General features: G+C 53.5%; 13 protein-coding genes, 3 tRNA genes and 3 rRNA genes. 7 read left to right on the top strand and 12 right to left on the bottom strand.

The genetic code is table 11. The features are described 5' to 3' along the window. Positions 1-14: 14 nt before the first annotated feature. From V1587_RS06745 to V1587_RS06735, 3 genes are all read right to left on the bottom strand, one after another. Positions 15-788, bottom strand: a complete 774-nt coding sequence (locus tag V1587_RS06745) for a class I SAM-dependent methyltransferase (protein WP_371899795.1) — start codon at positions 786-788, stop codon at positions 15-17. Between the two features lie 75 nt (positions 789-863). Then, complete coding sequence (locus tag V1587_RS06740) at positions 864-1,664, bottom strand: endonuclease/exonuclease/phosphatase family protein (protein ID WP_024909448.1); 801 nt, start codon at positions 1,662-1,664, stop codon at positions 864-866. A gap of 136 nt (positions 1,665-1,800) precedes the next feature. After that, a complete protein-coding gene (locus tag V1587_RS06735; protein WP_371899796.1) occupies positions 1,801-2,976 on the bottom strand; it encodes an MFS transporter in 1,176 nt (391 codons plus the stop codon). A gap of 104 nt (positions 2,977-3,080) precedes the next feature. On the opposite strand from V1587_RS06735, the gene yafC reads away from it, so the two are divergent. Then, positions 3,081-3,986 carry a DNA-binding transcriptional regulator YafC gene (yafC, locus tag V1587_RS06730; protein ID WP_371899797.1) on the top strand — a complete coding sequence of 302 codons (906 nt, stop codon included), beginning with the start codon at positions 3,081-3,083 and terminating at the stop codon, positions 3,984-3,986. A 28-nt stretch (positions 3,987-4,014) separates the two neighbouring features. On the opposite strand, the gene dkgB is transcribed toward yafC, so the two are convergent. The 8 genes from dkgB to gmhB form a co-directional block, all read right to left on the bottom strand. Further along, positions 4,015-4,818: a 2,5-didehydrogluconate reductase DkgB gene (gene dkgB, locus V1587_RS06725; RefSeq protein ID WP_371899798.1), complete on the bottom strand. Its 804-nt coding sequence runs from the start codon at positions 4,816-4,818 to the stop codon at positions 4,015-4,017. Positions 4,819-4,982: 164 nt separating this feature from the next. Further along, a tRNA-Asp gene (locus V1587_RS06720) sits at positions 4,983-5,059 on the bottom strand. 56 nt (positions 5,060-5,115) lie between these two features. Then, positions 5,116-5,231: ribosomal RNA gene (gene rrf, locus V1587_RS06715) — 5S ribosomal RNA — on the bottom strand. A gap of 72 nt (positions 5,232-5,303) precedes the next feature. Continuing rightward, positions 5,304-8,209, bottom strand: a 23S ribosomal RNA gene (locus V1587_RS06710). 171 nt (positions 8,210-8,380) lie between these two features. Beyond that, positions 8,381-8,456: transfer RNA gene (locus V1587_RS06705), tRNA-Ala, on the bottom strand. A gap of 43 nt (positions 8,457-8,499) precedes the next feature. Beyond that, a tRNA-Ile gene (locus V1587_RS06700) sits at positions 8,500-8,576 on the bottom strand. A gap of 69 nt (positions 8,577-8,645) precedes the next feature. After that, a 16S ribosomal RNA gene (locus V1587_RS06695) occupies positions 8,646-10,185 on the bottom strand. Together the 16S, 23S and 5S rRNA genes with 3 tRNA genes alongside form the textbook arrangement of a ribosomal RNA operon. Positions 10,186-10,553: 368 nt before the next feature. Beyond that, positions 10,554-11,120, bottom strand: coding sequence for a D-glycero-beta-D-manno-heptose 1,7-bisphosphate 7-phosphatase (gene gmhB / locus V1587_RS06690; RefSeq protein ID WP_008501879.1), 567 nt, complete (start codon positions 11,118-11,120; stop codon positions 10,554-10,556). 188 nt (positions 11,121-11,308) lie between these two features. On the opposite strand from gmhB, the gene metN reads away from it, so the two are divergent. The 6 genes from metN to proS all read left to right on the top strand — a co-directional run bounded on the left by metN (position 11,309) and on the right by proS (position 16,888). Continuing rightward, complete coding sequence (metN, locus tag V1587_RS06685) at positions 11,309-12,340, top strand: methionine ABC transporter ATP-binding protein MetN (protein WP_023310475.1); 1,032 nt, start codon at positions 11,309-11,311, stop codon at positions 12,338-12,340. Further along, positions 12,333-12,986, top strand: a complete 654-nt coding sequence (locus V1587_RS06680) for a methionine ABC transporter permease MetI (RefSeq protein WP_395314538.1) — start codon at positions 12,333-12,335, stop codon at positions 12,984-12,986. Before metN ends, V1587_RS06680 begins: the two co-directional genes overlap by 8 nt. A 40-nt stretch (positions 12,987-13,026) precedes the next feature. Then, on the top strand, positions 13,027-13,842 hold the full coding sequence (gene metQ / locus V1587_RS06675) for a methionine ABC transporter substrate-binding lipoprotein MetQ (RefSeq protein ID WP_014168729.1): 816 nt from the start codon (positions 13,027-13,029) through the stop codon (positions 13,840-13,842). 106 nt (positions 13,843-13,948) lie between these two features. Next, entirely contained in the window at positions 13,949-14,353 is a 405-nt protein-coding gene (gene rcsF, locus V1587_RS06670) for an Rcs stress response system protein RcsF (RefSeq protein WP_008501883.1), read from the top strand. Further along, complete coding sequence (gene tsaA / locus V1587_RS06665) at positions 14,350-15,057, top strand: tRNA (N6-threonylcarbamoyladenosine(37)-N6)-methyltransferase TrmO (protein ID WP_371899223.1); 708 nt, start codon at positions 14,350-14,352, stop codon at positions 15,055-15,057. Before rcsF ends, tsaA begins: the two co-directional genes overlap by 4 nt. A 112-nt stretch (positions 15,058-15,169) precedes the next feature. After that, positions 15,170-16,888, top strand: coding sequence for a proline--tRNA ligase (gene proS / locus V1587_RS06660; RefSeq protein WP_371899224.1), 1,719 nt, complete (start codon positions 15,170-15,172; stop codon positions 16,886-16,888). A gap of 47 nt (positions 16,889-16,935) precedes the next feature. Here proS and nlpE read toward each other — a convergent pair whose 3' ends face one another. Continuing rightward, positions 16,936-17,634 carry an envelope stress response activation lipoprotein NlpE gene (nlpE, locus tag V1587_RS06655; RefSeq protein ID WP_371899225.1) on the bottom strand — a complete coding sequence of 233 codons (699 nt, stop codon included), beginning with the start codon at positions 17,632-17,634 and terminating at the stop codon, positions 16,936-16,938. Positions 17,635-17,642 lie beyond the last annotated feature (8 nt).

The following is a 17,642-nucleotide window of genomic DNA, read 5'->3' as shown; positions in this document are numbered from 1 at the left end:
GGTGCCTTTTTTGTTTATCCCGCTTTTTGCGCTTCCGCCATGATGGTGTCGCTGGTAAACGAGCCATCGTCCTGCAGTTCAAAATACGCCTTTACCTCCGCGGACGCGCTTTCCTGATAGAGTCTGATCGCCTGGCTTAATGCGTCCGGGGTGCGCATACGCGCGATCCACGAGCTGAACTCCAGCGGTAAGCGATCGGTAATCAACGCGCGCGCGATCAGTCCCGCTTCAGTAATAAGCGACAACCACTCTCCGCTGGAATAGTTTTGCACGTGCGAGGTATCGCGCAGCGCTTCCACCGTTTGCAGCCAGATATTGCGCACCGGATGTCCAGGTGACATCACATCCATAATAAAGAAGGTGCCGCCCGGCTTCAGAACGCGTTTGACTTCGCGTAATGCCTGGCCGACATCATGCCAGTGGTGCGCGGAATAACGGCTGATCACCACTTCAAACGAGGCATCATCAAAAGGTAAGGATTCGGCATAGCCCTGACGCGTATCAATGTTGTCCAGCCCCTTCGCTTTCGCCGCTTCAGCAACCACCTCCAGCATCTGGCTGGATAAGTCATACGCGGTAACGTGCGCGACCTGCTGCGCAGCCGTAAAGCTGGCATGCCCTGCCCCGCAGCCCAAATCCAGCACGTGCGCCTGCGGGAACGCCTCCAGACGTTCACCGAGACGCACCAGATCGCGGCCAGAAGCATGCACGGCGCTGCTCAGATAGGCGCTTGCCTGAGAACCAAACTGTTTTTCTACGTTGTCATGATGGGAGTGTGTTGTTGTCATCGTACTGTCCTTTGTGAGTGAAAAATAAAGGGCAGCACCCGCGCAGGCCTGCCCCACGGCAGACCTGACACACCATTATTTATCAGGTTTGCCGGGACTGAATTCAACTAGTAGAGGGTTATGATCCGAGGCGCGCGTCACCAGAACAGAGGCATCGTGCACGCTCAAACCACGATAGAAGACAAAATCGAGAGGACGACCAAAGGCTTTTTTGCGCTGGTCATCGCTAAAACGAACTTCACGCAGCGACATTTCGCGCGCAAAGCGATACAGCGCATTCATGCGCGGACGGCTCCAGGCATTGAAATCGCCCGCCATAATGATAGGGCCGCTGTGATGGGCAATCTGATCGCCGATCGGAAGTAACTGCTTACTGTAGACATCCACGCCCAGGCTGAAATTTACCGCATGGATATTCACGACCATCAGCATTCGGGTATCCGGCAGCGGATAGACCGTCACCAGCGCCGATTTTGCCAGACGCAGGATAGGCTCACGTTCTCGCAGAGGACAGCAATAGACCGGATGTGCTGCTGAAAGCGTCATCACGCCTGAGGGGTGTTGTGGCAGGACAAATGCAGGCACCTGGTCGGCGGCAAGATAGTTCGTGGTGGCAAACCGGACCAGCTCAGGGGTGGTTTGCGCCTCCTGGAGCAGAACCAGGTGGGCATCTTTTCCAAAATTCTTGAGTACCGATAACCATTCGGCACGCTGCTGCTTAAAGATATTCCACACCAGTACACGGATTTTCTCATCGCTGCTTAACGGTGTGCCGGCGGGTAATGCCTGGCTTATGCTCGCAAATGACCCCGGAGGCAAGATCCTCTCCGCGGGCATTCCGGCAACATAACGCATGGCATAGGTATTTTTTCGCACTTTTGGAAACAGCCTCTGTAACATGAACCAGCCCGGAAAACGGACTGGTTCTAATGTTATAGGGACTTTAGGTCATACTTTCAACGCAATTTCTGAGAAACCGCTTTCCAGTTTTGTAAGCAAGCACTTACTGATGTTAACCCAGCGCGACGCGAGCAGGTTTATCAAGACGCCCACTCAGGCCAATCAGCAGGAAGGCCACCAGGACAATCACCGCGCCAATCCACGGGGTCTGGGCTAATCCAACATGCGCTACGGTTTGTCCGCCAATGATGGAGCCCAGCGCGATGCCGATATTAAATGCGGCAATATTCAGACCCGATGCCACATCCACCGCATTTGGCGTATAGAGCTCGGCTTTCTGGACAACGTAAACCTGAAGCCCGGGCACATTACCAAAGGCAAAGATCCCCATGACCAGCACCGTGACCAGCGCGGCGTAGTGTATCGAAGCGGTGAACTGGAAAATCATCAGCAGAACAACCAGAGCGGCGAAGATAAATTTCAGCGCCGGTACCGCACCATGCTTATCTGCAAGCTTTCCGCCCCAGATATTGCCAATGGCAACGGAAATACCGTATCCCAGCAAAATCCAGCTCACGGCATTGGGGGAAAAGCCCGCCAGGTCCTGCATCATCGGCGCCAGGAAGGTGAAGGCGGTGAATACGCCGCCATAGCCCAGTGCCGTAACCGCGTAGATGATCAGCAAACGCGGATGCGTGAGCACCTTCAGCTGATCGCGCAGACTGGCGCTCGCCCGGCCCGGAATATTCGACGGTACCAGCAGCAGGCTGGTCACCAGGGCAATGACGCCCAGTAAGGAGACGGCCAGGAACGTTTCACGCCAGCCGAAGTGTTGTCCGATAAACGTCCCCAACGGTACGCCCGTGACGAGTGCAACGGTCAGCCCACCGAACATGATCGCAATGGCGGAGGCCGCTTTCTCTTTGGGGACCAGGCTGGTTGCAATAGTGGAACCAATCGAGAAGAACACCCCGTGTGCAAGGCCGGTCAACAGACGAGCGATGACCAGCGTGGTGTAGTCCGGCGCCTGCCAGGCCAGCACGTTGCCGGCGGTGAACAGCACCATTAATGCAACTAACAGCTGCTTACGCGGAAAGCGTCCGGTCAGGGCCGTCAGCACGGGGGCACCGACGGCAACACCCAGGGCATAGATGGACACCAGTAATCCGGCGGAGGGCAATGAGATCGCAAGCTGGTTAGCAATGGTGGGAACCAGCCCCACGATAACAAATTCGGTCGTGCCAATTGCAAAGGCACTGATCGTCAGGGCAAGAAGCGCCAGTGGCATAAAATACTCCGTATCATCAGGATTAAGATGACAGGCAGTATGCGCCAGTGTTTAAATAACAAAAATGGTCAAAATCTCAATAGAATTTTGCAGGTGGTGCAACAATGAAAGCAACGTCAGAAGAGCTGACAATCTTTGTCGCCGTTGTTGAAAGCGGCAGCTTTAGCCGCGCGGCCGAACAGCTGGGTCAGGCTAATTCGGCCATCAGCCGTTCGGTAAAGAAACTGGAGATGAAGCTTGGAGTGAGTCTGCTCAACCGAACGACGCGGCAGCTGAGCCTGACGGAAGAAGGAGAGCGTTACTTTCGCCGCGTGCAGTCGGTACTGCAGGAGATGGCTGCAGCAGAGACGGAGATTATGGAGACCCGCAACACGCCGCGTGGATTGCTGCGCATTGATGCGGCCACGCCGGTGGTGCTTCACTTTCTGATGCCGCTGATTAAACCTTTCCGCGAGCGCTATCCGGAGATGACGCTATCTCTGGTCTCCTCAGAGACGTTTATCAACCTCATCGAACGGAAAGTGGATGTGGCTATCCGGGCAGGAACCCTGACAGATTCAAGCTTGCGTGCCCGCCCTCTGTTTGCCAGCTACCGCAAAATTATCGCATCACCAGAGTATATTGCCGAACATGGTAAACCGGAGACGGTTGAAGAGTTGAAGCAGCATCTGTGCCTGGGATTTACGGAGCCGGTGTCGCTAAACACCTGGCCTGTCGCCTGTCATGATGGTCAGTTGCATGAAATCACCTGCGGGTTATCGTCTAACAGCGGGGAAACGCTAAAACAGCTGTGCCTTACCGGGAATGGCATCGCCTGTTTGTCGGATTACATGATTGATAAAGAAATTGCGCGCGGTGAGCTCGTGGAGTTAATGGCCGATAAGCGTTTACCTGTAGAGATGCCTTTTAGCGCGGTGTATTACAGTGACAGAGCGGTAAGCACGCGCATCCGGGCCTTTATTGACTTCCTGAGTGAACATATAAAAACAGCTCCCGAAGGAGCTGTGTGAGGGTTTAGAGTACAGAGGGGGGTTAATATCAGTCCCAGTCAGGCGCTAAACCTTCCGGGCTTACCAGGCGATCGTTGCACTCCAGGGCTGCGATCGCTTTTTTATCGTCAGCATCCAGCAGAAGATCCGTTGCTAACAGGTTGCTGGCCAGGTTTTCACGCTTCGTTGAAGATGGGATCACGGCATAACCTTCCCCCATTGCCCATGCCAGAATGACCTGCGCAGCAGTCGCGTTATGCTTCTCTGCGATACGCGTAATCACTTCATCTTTAAGCGCTTTACCGTAGGCCAGCGTCATGTATGAGGTGATGTGGATACCGTGCTGTTTTGCCCAGTCCACGACTTTGCGGTTTTGCAGGTATGGGGACAGCTCAATCTGGTTGGTCGCAATATTTTCTGCACCTACAGCAGCAATGGCTTTTTCCATCAGCGGGATCGTGAAGTTGGAGATTCCAATTTCGCGGGTTAAGCCCTGCTTTTTCGCTTCCAGCAGCGCCTGCATGAATTCTTCCACGGAGACAGCATCGTTTGGTGATGGCCAGTGGATCAGCGTCAGATCGGCGTAGTCAGTACGCAGTTTTTTCAGGCTTTCTTTCAGACTAGGGATCAGCTTGTCTTTGCTGAGATTCTCAATCCAGATTTTCGTGGTAATGAACAACTCATTACGCGGTACACTGCTCTCTTCGAGAGCTTGTCCAACGGCAGCTTCGTTTTCATAGATCTGCGCCGTATCAACTGCGCGAAAGCCCAGTTCGAGCGCGGTTTTAACTGATGCGATAACAACGTCGTCTTTCAGGCGGAAAGTGCCCAGACCAAATGCAGGGAGAGTCATAATTTTCCTCAATCGTTATTTATGTTCGTAAACTGAGGACGATTATCGCTGTCGGTGTTATAGAGAAAAAGATCGCAAAACGCAGAGGATTTTTGCTAATTTCGCAATAATTAAGCGTCAGATAAGAAAAAAGCCCTGAGCGTTAACTCAGGGCTTTTAATAAGTGGCGGAACGGACGGGACTCGAACCCGCGACCCCCTGCGTGACAGGCAGGTATTCTAACCGACTGAACTACCGCTCCACCGAAGACTGCTTGTAACCACCGGATTAATGCACCGGCTTACTACTTAATTTGATGCCTGGCAGTTCCCTACTCTCACATGGGGAGACCCCACACTACCATCGGCGCTACGGCGTTTCACTTCTGAGTTCGGCATGGGGTCAGGTGGGACCACCGCGCTAAAGCCGCCAGGCAAATTCTGTTAATCTGTATCAGGCTGAAATTTGATTGTTCTGTCTCTTCGCCAAAACATCTTCGGCGTTGTAAGGTTAAGCCTCACGGTTCATTAGTATCGGTTAGCTCAACGCATCGCTGCGCTTACACACCCGACCTATCAACGTCGTCGTCTTCAACGTTCCTTCAGGACCCTTAAAGGGTCAGGGAGAACTCATCTCGGGGCAAGTTTCGTGCTTAGATGCTTTCAGCACTTATCTTTTCCGCATTTAGCTACCGGGCAGTGCCATTGGCATGACAACCCGAACACCAGTGATGCGTCCACTCCGGTCCTCTCGTACTAGGAGCAGCCCCCCTCAATTCTCCAGCGCCCACGGCAGATAGGGACCGAACTGTCTCACGACGTTCTAAACCCAGCTCGCGTACCACTTTAAATGGCGAACAGCCATACCCTTGGGACCTACTTCAGCCCCAGGATGTGATGAGCCGACATCGAGGTGCCAAACACCGCCGTCGATATGAACTCTTGGGCGGTATCAGCCTGTTATCCCCGGAGTACCTTTTATCCGTTGAGCGATGGCCCTTCCATTCAGAACCACCGGATCACTATGACCTGCTTTCGCACCTGCTCGAGCCGTCACTCTCGCAGTCAAGCTAGCTTATGCCATTGCACTAACCTCCTGATGTCCGACCAGGATTAGCTAACCTTCGTGCTCCTCCGTTACTCTTTGGGAGGAGACCGCCCCAGTCAAACTACCCACCAGACACTGTCCGCAACCCGGATTACGGGTCTACGTTAGAACACCAGCCATTAAAGGGTGGTATTTCAAGGATGGCTCCACGCAGACTGGCGTCCACGCTTCAAAGCCTCCCACCTATCCTACACATCAAGGACCAGTGTTCAGTGTCAAGCTATAGTAAAGGTTCACGGGGTCTTTCCGTCTTGCCGCGGGTACACTGCATCTTCACAGCGAGTTCAATTTCACTGAGTCTCGGGTGGAGACAGCCTGGCCATCATTACGCCATTCGTGCAGGTCGGAACTTACCCGACAAGGAATTTCGCTACCTTAGGACCGTTATAGTTACGGCCGCCGTTTACCGGGGCTTCGATCAAGAGCTTCGCGTTGCCGCTAACCCCATCAATTAACCTTCCGGCACCGGGCAGGCGTCACACCGTATACGTCCACTTTCGTGTTTGCACAGTGCTGTGTTTTTAATAAACAGTTGCAGCCAGCTGGTATCTTCGACTGATTTCAGCTCCACCCGCAGGGGCTTCACCTACATATCAGCGTGCCTTCTCCCGAAGTTACGGCACCATTTTGCCTAGTTCCTTCACCCGAGTTCTCTCAAGCGCCTTGGTATTCTCTACCTGACCACCTGTGTCGGTTTGGGGTACGATTTGATGTTACCTGATGCTTAGAGGCTTTTCCTGGAAGCAGGGCATTTGTTACTTCAGCACCGTAGTGCCTCGTCATCACACCTCAGCGTTAAAAAGGTACCGGATTTACCTGGAACCTCCGCCTACATGCTTAAACCGGGACAACCGTCGCCCGGCTAACATAGCCTTCTCCGTCCCCCCTTCGCAGTAACACCAAGTACAGGAATATTAACCTGTTTCCCATCGACTACGCCTTTCGGCCTCGCCTTAGGGGTCGACTCACCCTGCCCCGATTAACGTTGGACAGGAACCCTTGGTCTTCCGGCGAGCGGGCTTTTCACCCGCTTTATCGTTACTTATGTCAGCATTCGCACTTCTGATACCTCCAGCAACCCTCACAGGCCACCTTCAACGGCTTACAGAACGCTCCCCTACCCAACAACGCATAAGCGTCGCTGCCGCAGCTTCGGTGCATGGTTTAGCCCCGTTACATCTTCCGCGCAGGCCGACTCGACCAGTGAGCTATTACGCTTTCTTTAAATGATGGCTGCTTCTAAGCCAACATCCTGGCTGTCTGTGCCTTCCCACATCGTTTCCCACTTAACCATGACTTTGGGACCTTAGCTGGCGGTCTGGGTTGTTTCCCTCTTCACGACGGACGTTAGCACCCGCCGTGTGTCTCCCGTGATAACATTCTTCGGTATTCGTAGTTTGCATCGGGTTGGTAAGCCGGGATGGCCCCCTAGCCGAAACAGTGCTCTACCCCCGAAGATGAGTTCACGAGGCGCTACCTAAATAGCTTTCGGGGAGAACCAGCTATCTCCCGGTTTGATTGGCCTTTCACCCCCAGCCACAAGTCATCCGCTAATTTTTCAACATTAGTCGGTTCGGTCCTCCAGTTAGTGTTACCCAACCTTCAACCTGCCCATGGCTAGATCACCGGGTTTCGGGTCTATACCCTGCAACTTAACGCCCAGTTAAGACTCGGTTTCCCTTCGGCTCCCCTATACGGTTAACCTTGCTACAGAATATAAGTCGCTGACCCATTATACAAAAGGTACGCAGTCACACCACGAAGGTGCTCCCACTGCTTGTACGTACACGGTTTCAGGTTCTTTTTCACTCCCCTCGCCGGGGTTCTTTTCGCCTTTCCCTCACGGTACTGGTTCACTATCGGTCAGTCAGGAGTATTTAGCCTTGGAGGATGGTCCCCCCATATTCAGACAGGATACCACGTGTCCCGCCCTACTCTTCGAGTTCACAACCTGTGTGCTTTCGTGTACGGGACTGTCACCCTGTACCGTGCGACTTTCCAGACGCTTCCACTAACACACAAGCTGATTCAGACTCTGGGCTGCTCCCCGTTCGCTCGCCGCTACTGGGGGAATCTCGGTTGATTTCTTTTCCTCGGGGTACTTAGATGTTTCAGTTCCCCCGGTTCGCCTCGTTAACCTATGTATTCAGTTAACGATAGTGTGACGAATCACACTGGGTTTCCCCATTCGGACATCGCCGGGTCAAAGGTTCATATCACCTCGCCGGCGCTTTTCGCAGATTAGCACGTCCTTCATCGCCTCTGACTGCCAGGGCATCCACCGTGTACGCTTAGTCGCTTAACCTCACAACCCGAAGATGTTTCACTTCTGATTGCGAAAATTTGAGAGACTCGAACACACCATTTAAGATGTGTCGTTTCAATTTTCAGCTTGATCCAGATTTTTAAAGAGCAAAACTTCGCAGTGCACCTTTTCAGGTTCACTCTGAAGTTTTCTTGTGTTCGCAGTAAAAGATGGTGGAGCTATGCGGGATCGAACCGCAGACCTCCTGCGTGCAAAGCAGGCGCTCTCCCAGCTGAGCTATAGCCCCATCGTTTTGCAATCTCTGTACCGCTCATCCTTTAAAAGGAGTTTGGTAGGCCTGAGTGGACTTGAACCACCGACCTCACCCTTATCAGGGGTGCGCTCTAACCACCTGAGCTACAAGCCTGCAGAGATTTTTACTGCTGTTTTTCATCAGACAATCTGTGTGAGCACTACAAAGGCAGGTTCTTTAAGGTAAGGAGGTGATCCAACCGCAGGTTCCCCTACGGTTACCTTGTTACGACTTCACCCCAGTCATGAATCACAAAGTGGTAAGCGCCCTCCCGAAGGTTAAGCTACCTACTTCTTTTGCAACCCACTCCCATGGTGTGACGGGCGGTGTGTACAAGGCCCGGGAACGTATTCACCGTAGCATTCTGATCTACGATTACTAGCGATTCCGACTTCATGGAGTCGAGTTGCAGACTCCAATCCGGACTACGACGCACTTTATGAGGTCCGCTTGCTCTCGCGAGGTCGCTTCTCTTTGTATGCGCCATTGTAGCACGTGTGTAGCCCTACTCGTAAGGGCCATGATGACTTGACGTCATCCCCACCTTCCTCCAGTTTATCACTGGCAGTCTCCTTTGAGTTCCCGGCCGGACCGCTGGCAACAAAGGATAAGGGTTGCGCTCGTTGCGGGACTTAACCCAACATTTCACAACACGAGCTGACGACAGCCATGCAGCACCTGTCTCAGAGTTCCCGAAGGCACCAATCCATCTCTGGAAAGTTCTCTGGATGTCAAGAGTAGGTAAGGTTCTTCGCGTTGCATCGAATTAAACCACATGCTCCACCGCTTGTGCGGGCCCCCGTCAATTCATTTGAGTTTTAACCTTGCGGCCGTACTCCCCAGGCGGTCGACTTAACGCGTTAGCTCCGGAAGCCACGCCTCAAGGGCACAACCTCCAAGTCGACATCGTTTACGGCGTGGACTACCAGGGTATCTAATCCTGTTTGCTCCCCACGCTTTCGCACCTGAGCGTCAGTCTTTGTCCAGGGGGCCGCCTTCGCCACCGGTATTCCTCCAGATCTCTACGCATTTCACCGCTACACCTGGAATTCTACCCCCCTCTACAAGACTCTAGCCTGCCAGTTTCGAATGCAGTTCCCAGGTTGAGCCCGGGGATTTCACATCCGACTTGACAGACCGCCTGCGTGCGCTTTACGCCCAGTAATTCCGATTAACGCTTGCACCCTCCGTATTACCGCGGCTGCTGGCACGGAGTTAGCCGGTGCTTCTTCTGCGGGTAACGTCAATTGCTGAGGTTATTAACCTCAACACCTTCCTCCCCGCTGAAAGTACTTTACAACCCGAAGGCCTTCTTCATACACGCGGCATGGCTGCATCAGGCTTGCGCCCATTGTGCAATATTCCCCACTGCTGCCTCCCGTAGGAGTCTGGACCGTGTCTCAGTTCCAGTGTGGCTGGTCATCCTCTCAGACCAGCTAGGGATCGTCGCCTAGGTGAGCCGTTACCCCACCTACTAGCTAATCCCATCTGGGCACATCTGATGGCAAGAGGCCCGAAGGTCCCCCTCTTTGGTCTTGCGACGTTATGCGGTATTAGCTACCGTTTCCAGTAGTTATCCCCCTCCATCAGGCAGTTTCCCAGACATTACTCACCCGTCCGCCGCTCGTCACCCGAGAGCAAGCTCTCTGTGCTACCGCTCGACTTGCATGTGTTAGGCCTGCCGCCAGCGTTCAATCTGAGCCATGATCAAACTCTTCAATTTAAGTTTGATGCTCGTGAATTAAACTTCGTAATGAATTACGTATGTTCACTCAGAGACTTGGTATTCATTTATTGTCCGAAGACATTAAGAATCCATGTCACTTTGAGTGCCCACACAGATTGTCTGATAAATTGTTAAAGAGCAGTGCAACGCGGCTTTCGCTCACCGTTGCGAGGTGGCGTATATTACGCTTTCCTCTTTCAGAGTCAACCCGTTATTTCAGGATTTTTTCTCTTCAACCGACTGGGCTGTTTGTGAAGTGATTCACATCCGCCGTGTCGATGGAGGCGCATTATAGGGGGCCGCCGAGGAATGACAAGCGGAAAAATGCATTTTTATTTCAACCGCTCATCTTTTCACCAGAAAGGTTATTTTTGGTGCTTTTTAATCTCTTTTGGCAGATCGGCCAGACTATTAATTACCCAATCCGCCGCATTCTCAGCTTCTGGCGTCACTGGCTTGCCGGTGCGAACTAATATTTTGGTCCCTACACCCGCAGCTGCTGCTGCCTGCATATCTTCCAGTTTATCGCCCACCATATAAGAAGCCGCCATATCAATGTGCAGGAATTCCTGCGCAGAGATGAACATCCCCGGATGCGGCTTACGGCAGTCACAGGTCTGACGATACGCTTCAACGGTTCCCTGCGGGTGGTGCGGACAATAGTAGATACCGTCGAGATCCACACCGCGGTCGGCCAGCGACCAGTCCATCCATTCCGTCAGCGTTTCGAACTGCGCTTCGGTGAATTTACCGCGTGCAATACCGGACTGGTTCGTCACCACCACCAGCGCATAGCCCATCTCTTTCAGCTGGCGCATGGCATCTATTACGCCCTCGATAAACTCGAACTCATCAATCTCATGAACATAACCGTGATCCACATTAATAGTGCCGTCACGATCGAGGAAAATTGCGGGTACTGATTTTGCCACCGGTTTGCTCCTGAAAAAGGCATGTTCGACTAGTATCTCATGAATCGCAGCGCAATAAAGTGCTCATCGTACAGAGTTGGATTGATTTAGACGTCTGGATGCCTTAACATCCGTTTTGTTTACGGTCATCACCCGTATCTGGCAGAAGAAAATGCCACGGCTAACTTACATACGATAAAAATAATCTAATGATTAAACTTTCCAATATCACCAAAGTGTTCCAGCAGGGGAACCGAACCATTCAGGCGCTGAACAACGTCAGCCTGCATGTTCCTGCTGGTCAAATTTATGGCGTCATTGGCGCATCGGGTGCAGGTAAAAGCACGCTGATCCGTTGTGTTAACCTGCTTGAGCGCCCAACCCAGGGCAGCGTAGAAGTTGGCGGCCAGGAACTTACCGCCCTTTCAGAGAAAGAACTCACCAAAGCGCGTCGTCAGATTGGCATGATTTTCCAGCACTTTAACCTGCTGGCCTCCCGCACCGTGTTCGGCAACGTTGCCTTACCGCTTGAGCTGGATAACACGCCGAAAGAAGAAGTGAAGCGTCGCGTCACCGAGCTGCTCGACCTCGTGGGTCTGGGCGATAAACATGATAGCTACCCGGCAAACCTGTCCGGTGGGCAAAAACAGCGTGTGGCCATTGCCCGCGCGCTGGCAAGCAATCCTAAGGTACTGCTGTGCGATGAAGCCACCAGCGCACTGGATCCTGCCACCACGCGTTCGATTCTGGAACTGCTAAAAGACATTAACCGTCGCCTGGGCCTGACGATCCTCCTTATTACGCACGAGATGGACGTGGTGAAACGCATTTGCGACTGCGTGGCGGTCATCAGCAACGGTGAACTGATCGAGCAGGACACGGTAAGTGAAGTGTTCTCGCATCCGAAAACCCCGCTGGCACAGCAGTTCATCCAGTCCACCCTGCATCTGGATATTCCGGAAGATTATCTGGAGCGTTTGAAAACCGAACCCGCTGCTGACAGCGTCCCGATGCTGCGCATGGAGTTCACCGGTCAGTCCGTTGATGCTCCCCTGCTTTCCGAAACCGCACGTCGCTTTAACGTGAACAACAACATCATCAGCGCGCAGATGGATTACGCCGGTGGCGTTAAGTTCGGCATCATGCTGACAGAAATGCACGGCACACAAGAAGAAACCCAGGCAGCCATTGCCTGGCTGCAAGAACATCACGTAAAAGTAGAGGTACTGGGTTATGTCTGAGCCGATGATGTGGCTGCTGGTTCGCGGCGTTTGGGAAACGCTGGCAATGACCTTTGTCTCTGGCTTCTTTGGTTTTGTGATTGGCCTGCCGGTCGGCGTGTTGCTGTACGTGACGCGTCCGGGTCAAATCATTGAGAACGCGAAGCTGTACCGTACGCTCTCTGCGCTGGTGAATATTTTCCGTTCTATCCCCTTCATTATTTTACTGGTGTGGATGATTCCGTTTACCCGCGTGATCGTCGGAACGTCTATCGGTCTGCAGGCGGCGATCGTTCCGCTGACCGTTGGCGCTGCGCCGTTTATCGCCCGCATGGTGGAAAACGCCCTGCTGGAGATCCCAACCGGTTTGATCGAAGCTTCCCGCGCAATGGGTGCCACGCCGATGCAGATCGTCCGCAAGGTGCTGCTGCCTGAGGCGCTGCCTGGGCTGGTGAATGCGGCAACCATTACGCTTATCACCCTGGTCGGTTATTCTGCAATGGGCGGTGCAGTTGGCGCGGGCGGTTTAGGTCAGATTGGTTACCAGTACGGCTATATTGGATATAACGCTACCGTGATGAATACCGTTCTGGTATTGCTGGTCGCTCTGGTTTACTTAATCCAGTTCTCTGGCGATCGCATCGTCCGGGCTGTTACGCATAAATAACGTTACACACAACACAAACTCTACGAGTTAAGGATAAAACATGGCGTTTAAATTAAAGACCTTCGCAGCAGTAGGCGCGCTGATCGGCTCTCTGGCACTGGTGGGTTGCGGTCAGGACGAAAAGGATCCAAACCACATTAAAGTGGGCGTTATCGTGGGTGCAGAACAGCAGGTTGCGGAAGTTGCTCAGAAAGTGGCAAAAGAGAAGTATGGCCTGGACGTGGAGCTGGTGACCTTCAACGATTACGTTCTGCCGAACGAAGCGCTGAGCAAAGGCGATATCGACGCGAACGCCTTCCAGCATAAGCCATACCTGGACCAGCAGATCAAGGATCGCGGCTATAAACTGGTGGGTGTCGGTAACACCTTCGTTTATCCAATTGCCGGTTACTCTAAGAAAATTAAATCACTGGACGAACTGCAGCCGGGCTCTCAGGTTGCCGTACCTAACGACCCAACCAACCTTGGTCGTTCCCTGCTGCTGCTGCAGAAAGTGGGCCTGATCAAACTGAAAGACGGTGTTGGCCTGCTGCCAACCGTTCTGGACGTCACCGAGAACCCGAAAAATCTGAAAATTGTTGAACTGGAAGCACCGCAGCTGCCACGTTCTCTGGACGATGCGCAGATTGCCCTGGCCGTTATCAACACCACGTACGCCAGCCAGATTGGCCTGACACCAGCCAAAGACGGTATCTTCGTTGAAGATAAAGACTCTCCGTACGTTAACCTGATCGTGACTCGCGAAGACAACAAGGACGCGGAAAACGTGAAGAAATTCGTTCAGGCCTATCAGTCAGACGAAGTTTACCAGGAAGCCAACAAAGTGTTTAACGGCGGCGCTGTTAAAGGCTGGTAATCTCACCTCAGTGTAATATCATCAGGACGGGCTTATGCCCGTCTTGTCATTTGTGCAGTCAACTGATTCAATATCTGACGTTTTGATTATCCATTGAGGAAATATTATGCGTGCTTTACCGATCTGTCTTTTAGCACTCATGCTGAGCGGCTGTTCTATGCTAAGCAGATCTCCCGTTGAACCTGTTCAAAGCACGGCAACCCCGCCAAAGACCGAGCCTGCGAAACCGAAAGTGGTTCGCCCTGCGCCGGTTCGCATTATCACGAAAGCGGACGAACTCGTCGGTAAACCGTTCCGTGAACTGGGCGAAGTAAGCGGCGAATCCTGTCAGGCGACCAATCAGGACTCACCACCGAATATTCCGACAGCGCGTAAACGTATGCAGATTAATGCTGCAAAAATGAAAGCCAACGCGGTCCTGCTGCACAGCTGTGAAGTCACCAGCGGCACGCCGGGCTGCTACCGTCAGGCGGTTTGCATCGGTTCTGCGCTGAACATTACGGCTAAATGAGTGCATTTCAGTTCGAGCAGATAGGCGTTATCCACTCTCCTTATAAAGAGAAGTTCGCCGTCCCCCGCCAGCCCGGTCTTGTCACCAGCGGACGCGGTGAGCTTCACCTGATTGCGCCTTACAACCAGGCCGATGCGGTACGCGGGCTTGAGGCGTTCAGCCATCTGTGGGTGGTGTTCGTGTTTCACCAGACGATGGAAGGCGGCTGGCGTCCTACCGTGCGTCCTCCTCGTCTTGGCGGCAATGCGAGAATGGGGGTGTTTGCGACGCGCTCGACCTTTCGTCCAAACCCGGTTGGCATGTCGCTGGTTGAACTGAAAAGCATACGCTGCCAGAAAGATCAGGTGATCCTGGAGTTAGGTAGCCTGGACCTGGTCGACGGCACGCCGGTGATCGACATCAAACCCTATTTGCCCTTCGCCGAAGCCCTTCCGGACGCGCGTGCAAGCTATGCCCAGGACGCACCACAGGCGGATATGCCGGTGTATTTTACCCCTGAGCTCGCCTCGCAGCTCGGTCAACTGGAGAAACGCTATCCTCGCTTACGGGATTTCATCACTGAAGTTTTGGCACAGGACCCGCGTCCAGCCTACCGTAAAGAAGAGGAAGAAGGAAAAACGTACGCCGTCTGGCTGCTGGATTTTAACGTTCGCTGGCGCGTCACCGGGGCAGGTTTTGAAGTGTTTGCCCTTGAACCCAGGTAATTTTGTTCTCCTCTCTTTTGGCATCTTTGCCACACTGGTAAACTAAACCACTTTTTTTGTGTCAGGCTGGTGTTTCAGCCTGTTCCAATCGTCGAAATGGAACCGTAACAACATGCGTACTAGCCAATATCTGCTCTCCACTCTGAAGGAGACGCCTGCCGACGCCGAAGTGATCAGCCATCAGCTGATGCTGCGCGCCGGGATGATCCGCAAGCTGGCCTCCGGGTTATACACCTGGCTGCCGACCGGCGTGCGCGTCCTGAAAAAAGTCGAAAACATCGTGCGTGAAGAGATGAACAACGCCGGTGCTATCGAGGTGTCCATGCCTGTGGTTCAGCCCGCTGACCTGTGGCAGGAGAGTGGCCGTTGGGAACAATATGGCCCTGAACTGCTGCGCTTCGTCGATCGCGGCGAGCGTCCGTTCGTTCTCGGCCCAACGCATGAAGAAGTCATTACCGACCTGATTCGTAATGAGCTGAGCTCTTACAAACAGCTGCCGCTGAACTTCTTCCAGATCCAGACCAAGTTCCGTGACGAAGTTCGCCCACGTTTCGGCGTCATGCGCTCCCGCGAATTCCTGATGAAAGATGCCTACTCTTTCCATACCTCTCAGGAATCCCTGCAAGAGACGTACGACGCAATGTACGCGGCATACAGCAAAATCTTCTCCCGCATGGGTCTGGATTTCCGCGCTGTGCAGGCTGATACCGGCTCCATCGGCGGTAGCGCATCCCATGAGTTCCAGGTTCTGGCGCAGAGCGGTGAAGACGATGTGATCTTCTCTGACTCTTCAGACTACGCGGCGAACATCGAATTTGCAGAAGCGCTGGCACCAAAAGAACCGCGTGCAGCGGCAACGCAAGAGATGACGCTGGTTGATACGCCAAACGCGAAAACCATTGCCGAGCTGGTTGAGCAGTTCAATCTGCCGATCGAAAAAACCGTTAAGACGCTGCTGGTGAAATCCACCGAAGGGAGCGCTTACCCGCTGGTTGCCCTGCTGGTGCGTGGCGATCATGAGCTGAACGAAGTGAAAGCCGAGAAGCTGCCGCAGGTCGCCAGCCCGCTCACTTTCGCTACGGAAGCGGAAATCCGCGCCGTGGTCAATGCCGGCCCAGGTTCTCTCGGTCCGGTGAATATGCCGGTTCCTGTTGTTATTGACCGCACGGTAGCCGCGATGAGCGACTTCTCCGCCGGCGCGAACATCGACGGTAAACACTATTTCGGCATCAACTGGGATCGCGACGTGGCGACGCCGGAAGTTGCAGACATCCGTAACGTGGTCGCAGGCGACCCAAGCCCGGACGGTCAGGGTACCCTGATGATCAAGCGCGGTATCGAAGTGGGTCACATCTTCCAGCTGGGCGATAAATACTCGCGCGCGCTGAACGCCGCCGTTCAGGGTGAAGATGGACGTAACCAGATCCTGACCATGGGTTGCTACGGTATCGGGGTGACGCGCGTGGTGGCTGCCGCTATTGAGCAGAACTACGACGAGCGCGGCATCGTATGGCCGGACAACATCGCGCCGTTCCAGGTGGCTATTCTGCCAATGAACATGCACAAGTCTTACCGCGTGCAGGAGCTGGCCGAGAAGCTGTATGCCGAGCTGCGTGCGCAGGGTATCGAAGTGCTGATGGATGACCGTAAAGAGCGTCCGGGCGTGATGTTTGCCGATATGGAACTGATTGGTATCCCGCACACCATCGTTATCGGCGACCGTAACCTCGACAGCGACGAGATTGAATACAAATACCGTCGCAGCGGCGAAAAACAGATGATCAAGACCGGCGACATTCTTGATTACCTGGTGAAAGCCATCAAAGGCTAAATCAAAAACCCCGCTCAGGCGGGGTTTTTTAATGGCGCTACGTCATCTTATTTGCTGTTACAGTCTTTGCCCGCAATAAATTTCGCGTCTTTATCCGCCACCAGCGTTTTGACCATCTCGCCGCTATCCGGATTTGGCTCCAGCGTAAAGTGTCCATCCACCGTCAGCAATATCGGCTTGCTGTCATTGCCGCGCGCCACAGCGTAATCACGTTCAAGCTGCGCATTGTTTGCCACGCTAACCTTCCTGCCGGTTGCGCAGTCGGTAAAGATCGCCGCATCCGCCATATAGAAGTACATCCCGCGCATTGCCATCGGCGTCGCGGGCAGAGCCGCTTTCACCGGCGCCAGCGTGTAGTTAAACTGGGATTCAATCGGGTTGCCTTCGCGGTCAAGCATCTCCATCCCCTCGCCTTTGGCGCGGAAAAAGGTTTTCTCACCGGAGGTATCCGTCAGAACCAGCTTCTCAGCCGTACGCGCCCATGTTCCATAAGTCGCAAAAGAAGAAGGCTCTTTCGCGCCCTGATAACGCTGGTTCATTACCCAGGTGCCGTCTTTTTGCAGGAACAGGGACGTTTCAATGCCTTCACAGTCCGCGCAAGGCAATACGCCGCGCCAGCTCTGCTGCATTGGTTTTAATTCTTCCGTTTGCGTAGGTTGTAAAACCTGCGTTTCGGAGCGGTTGTTACACCCGAAAAGCGCAAACAGCGTACTCACTGCCAGCGCAGACCATAATGCTTTTTTCACAATGAATT

Source organism: Enterobacter sp. ECC-249 (assembly GCF_043965265.1).
GTDB lineage: Bacteria > Pseudomonadota > Gammaproteobacteria > Enterobacterales > Enterobacteriaceae > Enterobacter > Enterobacter quasiroggenkampii.
This window is presented reverse-complemented; position numbering and strand designations above follow the sequence as displayed.

Coding starts and splice junctions, on each gene's coding strand:
- V1587_RS06745 (WP_371899795.1), bottom strand. CDS start 788: ATGACAACAACACACTCCCATCATGACAACGTAGAAAAACAGTTTGGT.
- V1587_RS06735 (WP_371899796.1), bottom strand. CDS start 2,976: ATGCCACTGGCGCTTCTTGCCCTGACGATCAGTGCCTTTGCAATTGGC.
- yafC (WP_371899797.1), top strand. CDS start 3,081: ATGAAAGCAACGTCAGAAGAGCTGACAATCTTTGTCGCCGTTGTTGAA.
- dkgB (WP_371899798.1), bottom strand. CDS start 4,818: ATGACTCTCCCTGCATTTGGTCTGGGCACTTTCCGCCTGAAAGACGAC.
- metN (WP_023310475.1), top strand. CDS start 11,309: ATGATTAAACTTTCCAATATCACCAAAGTGTTCCAGCAGGGGAACCGA.
- V1587_RS06680 (WP_395314538.1), top strand. CDS start 12,333: ATGTCTGAGCCGATGATGTGGCTGCTGGTTCGCGGCGTTTGGGAAACG.
- metQ (WP_014168729.1), top strand. CDS start 13,027: ATGGCGTTTAAATTAAAGACCTTCGCAGCAGTAGGCGCGCTGATCGGC.
- rcsF (WP_008501883.1), top strand. CDS start 13,949: ATGCGTGCTTTACCGATCTGTCTTTTAGCACTCATGCTGAGCGGCTGT.
- tsaA (WP_371899223.1), top strand. CDS start 14,350: ATGAGTGCATTTCAGTTCGAGCAGATAGGCGTTATCCACTCTCCTTAT.
- proS (WP_371899224.1), top strand. CDS start 15,170: ATGCGTACTAGCCAATATCTGCTCTCCACTCTGAAGGAGACGCCTGCC.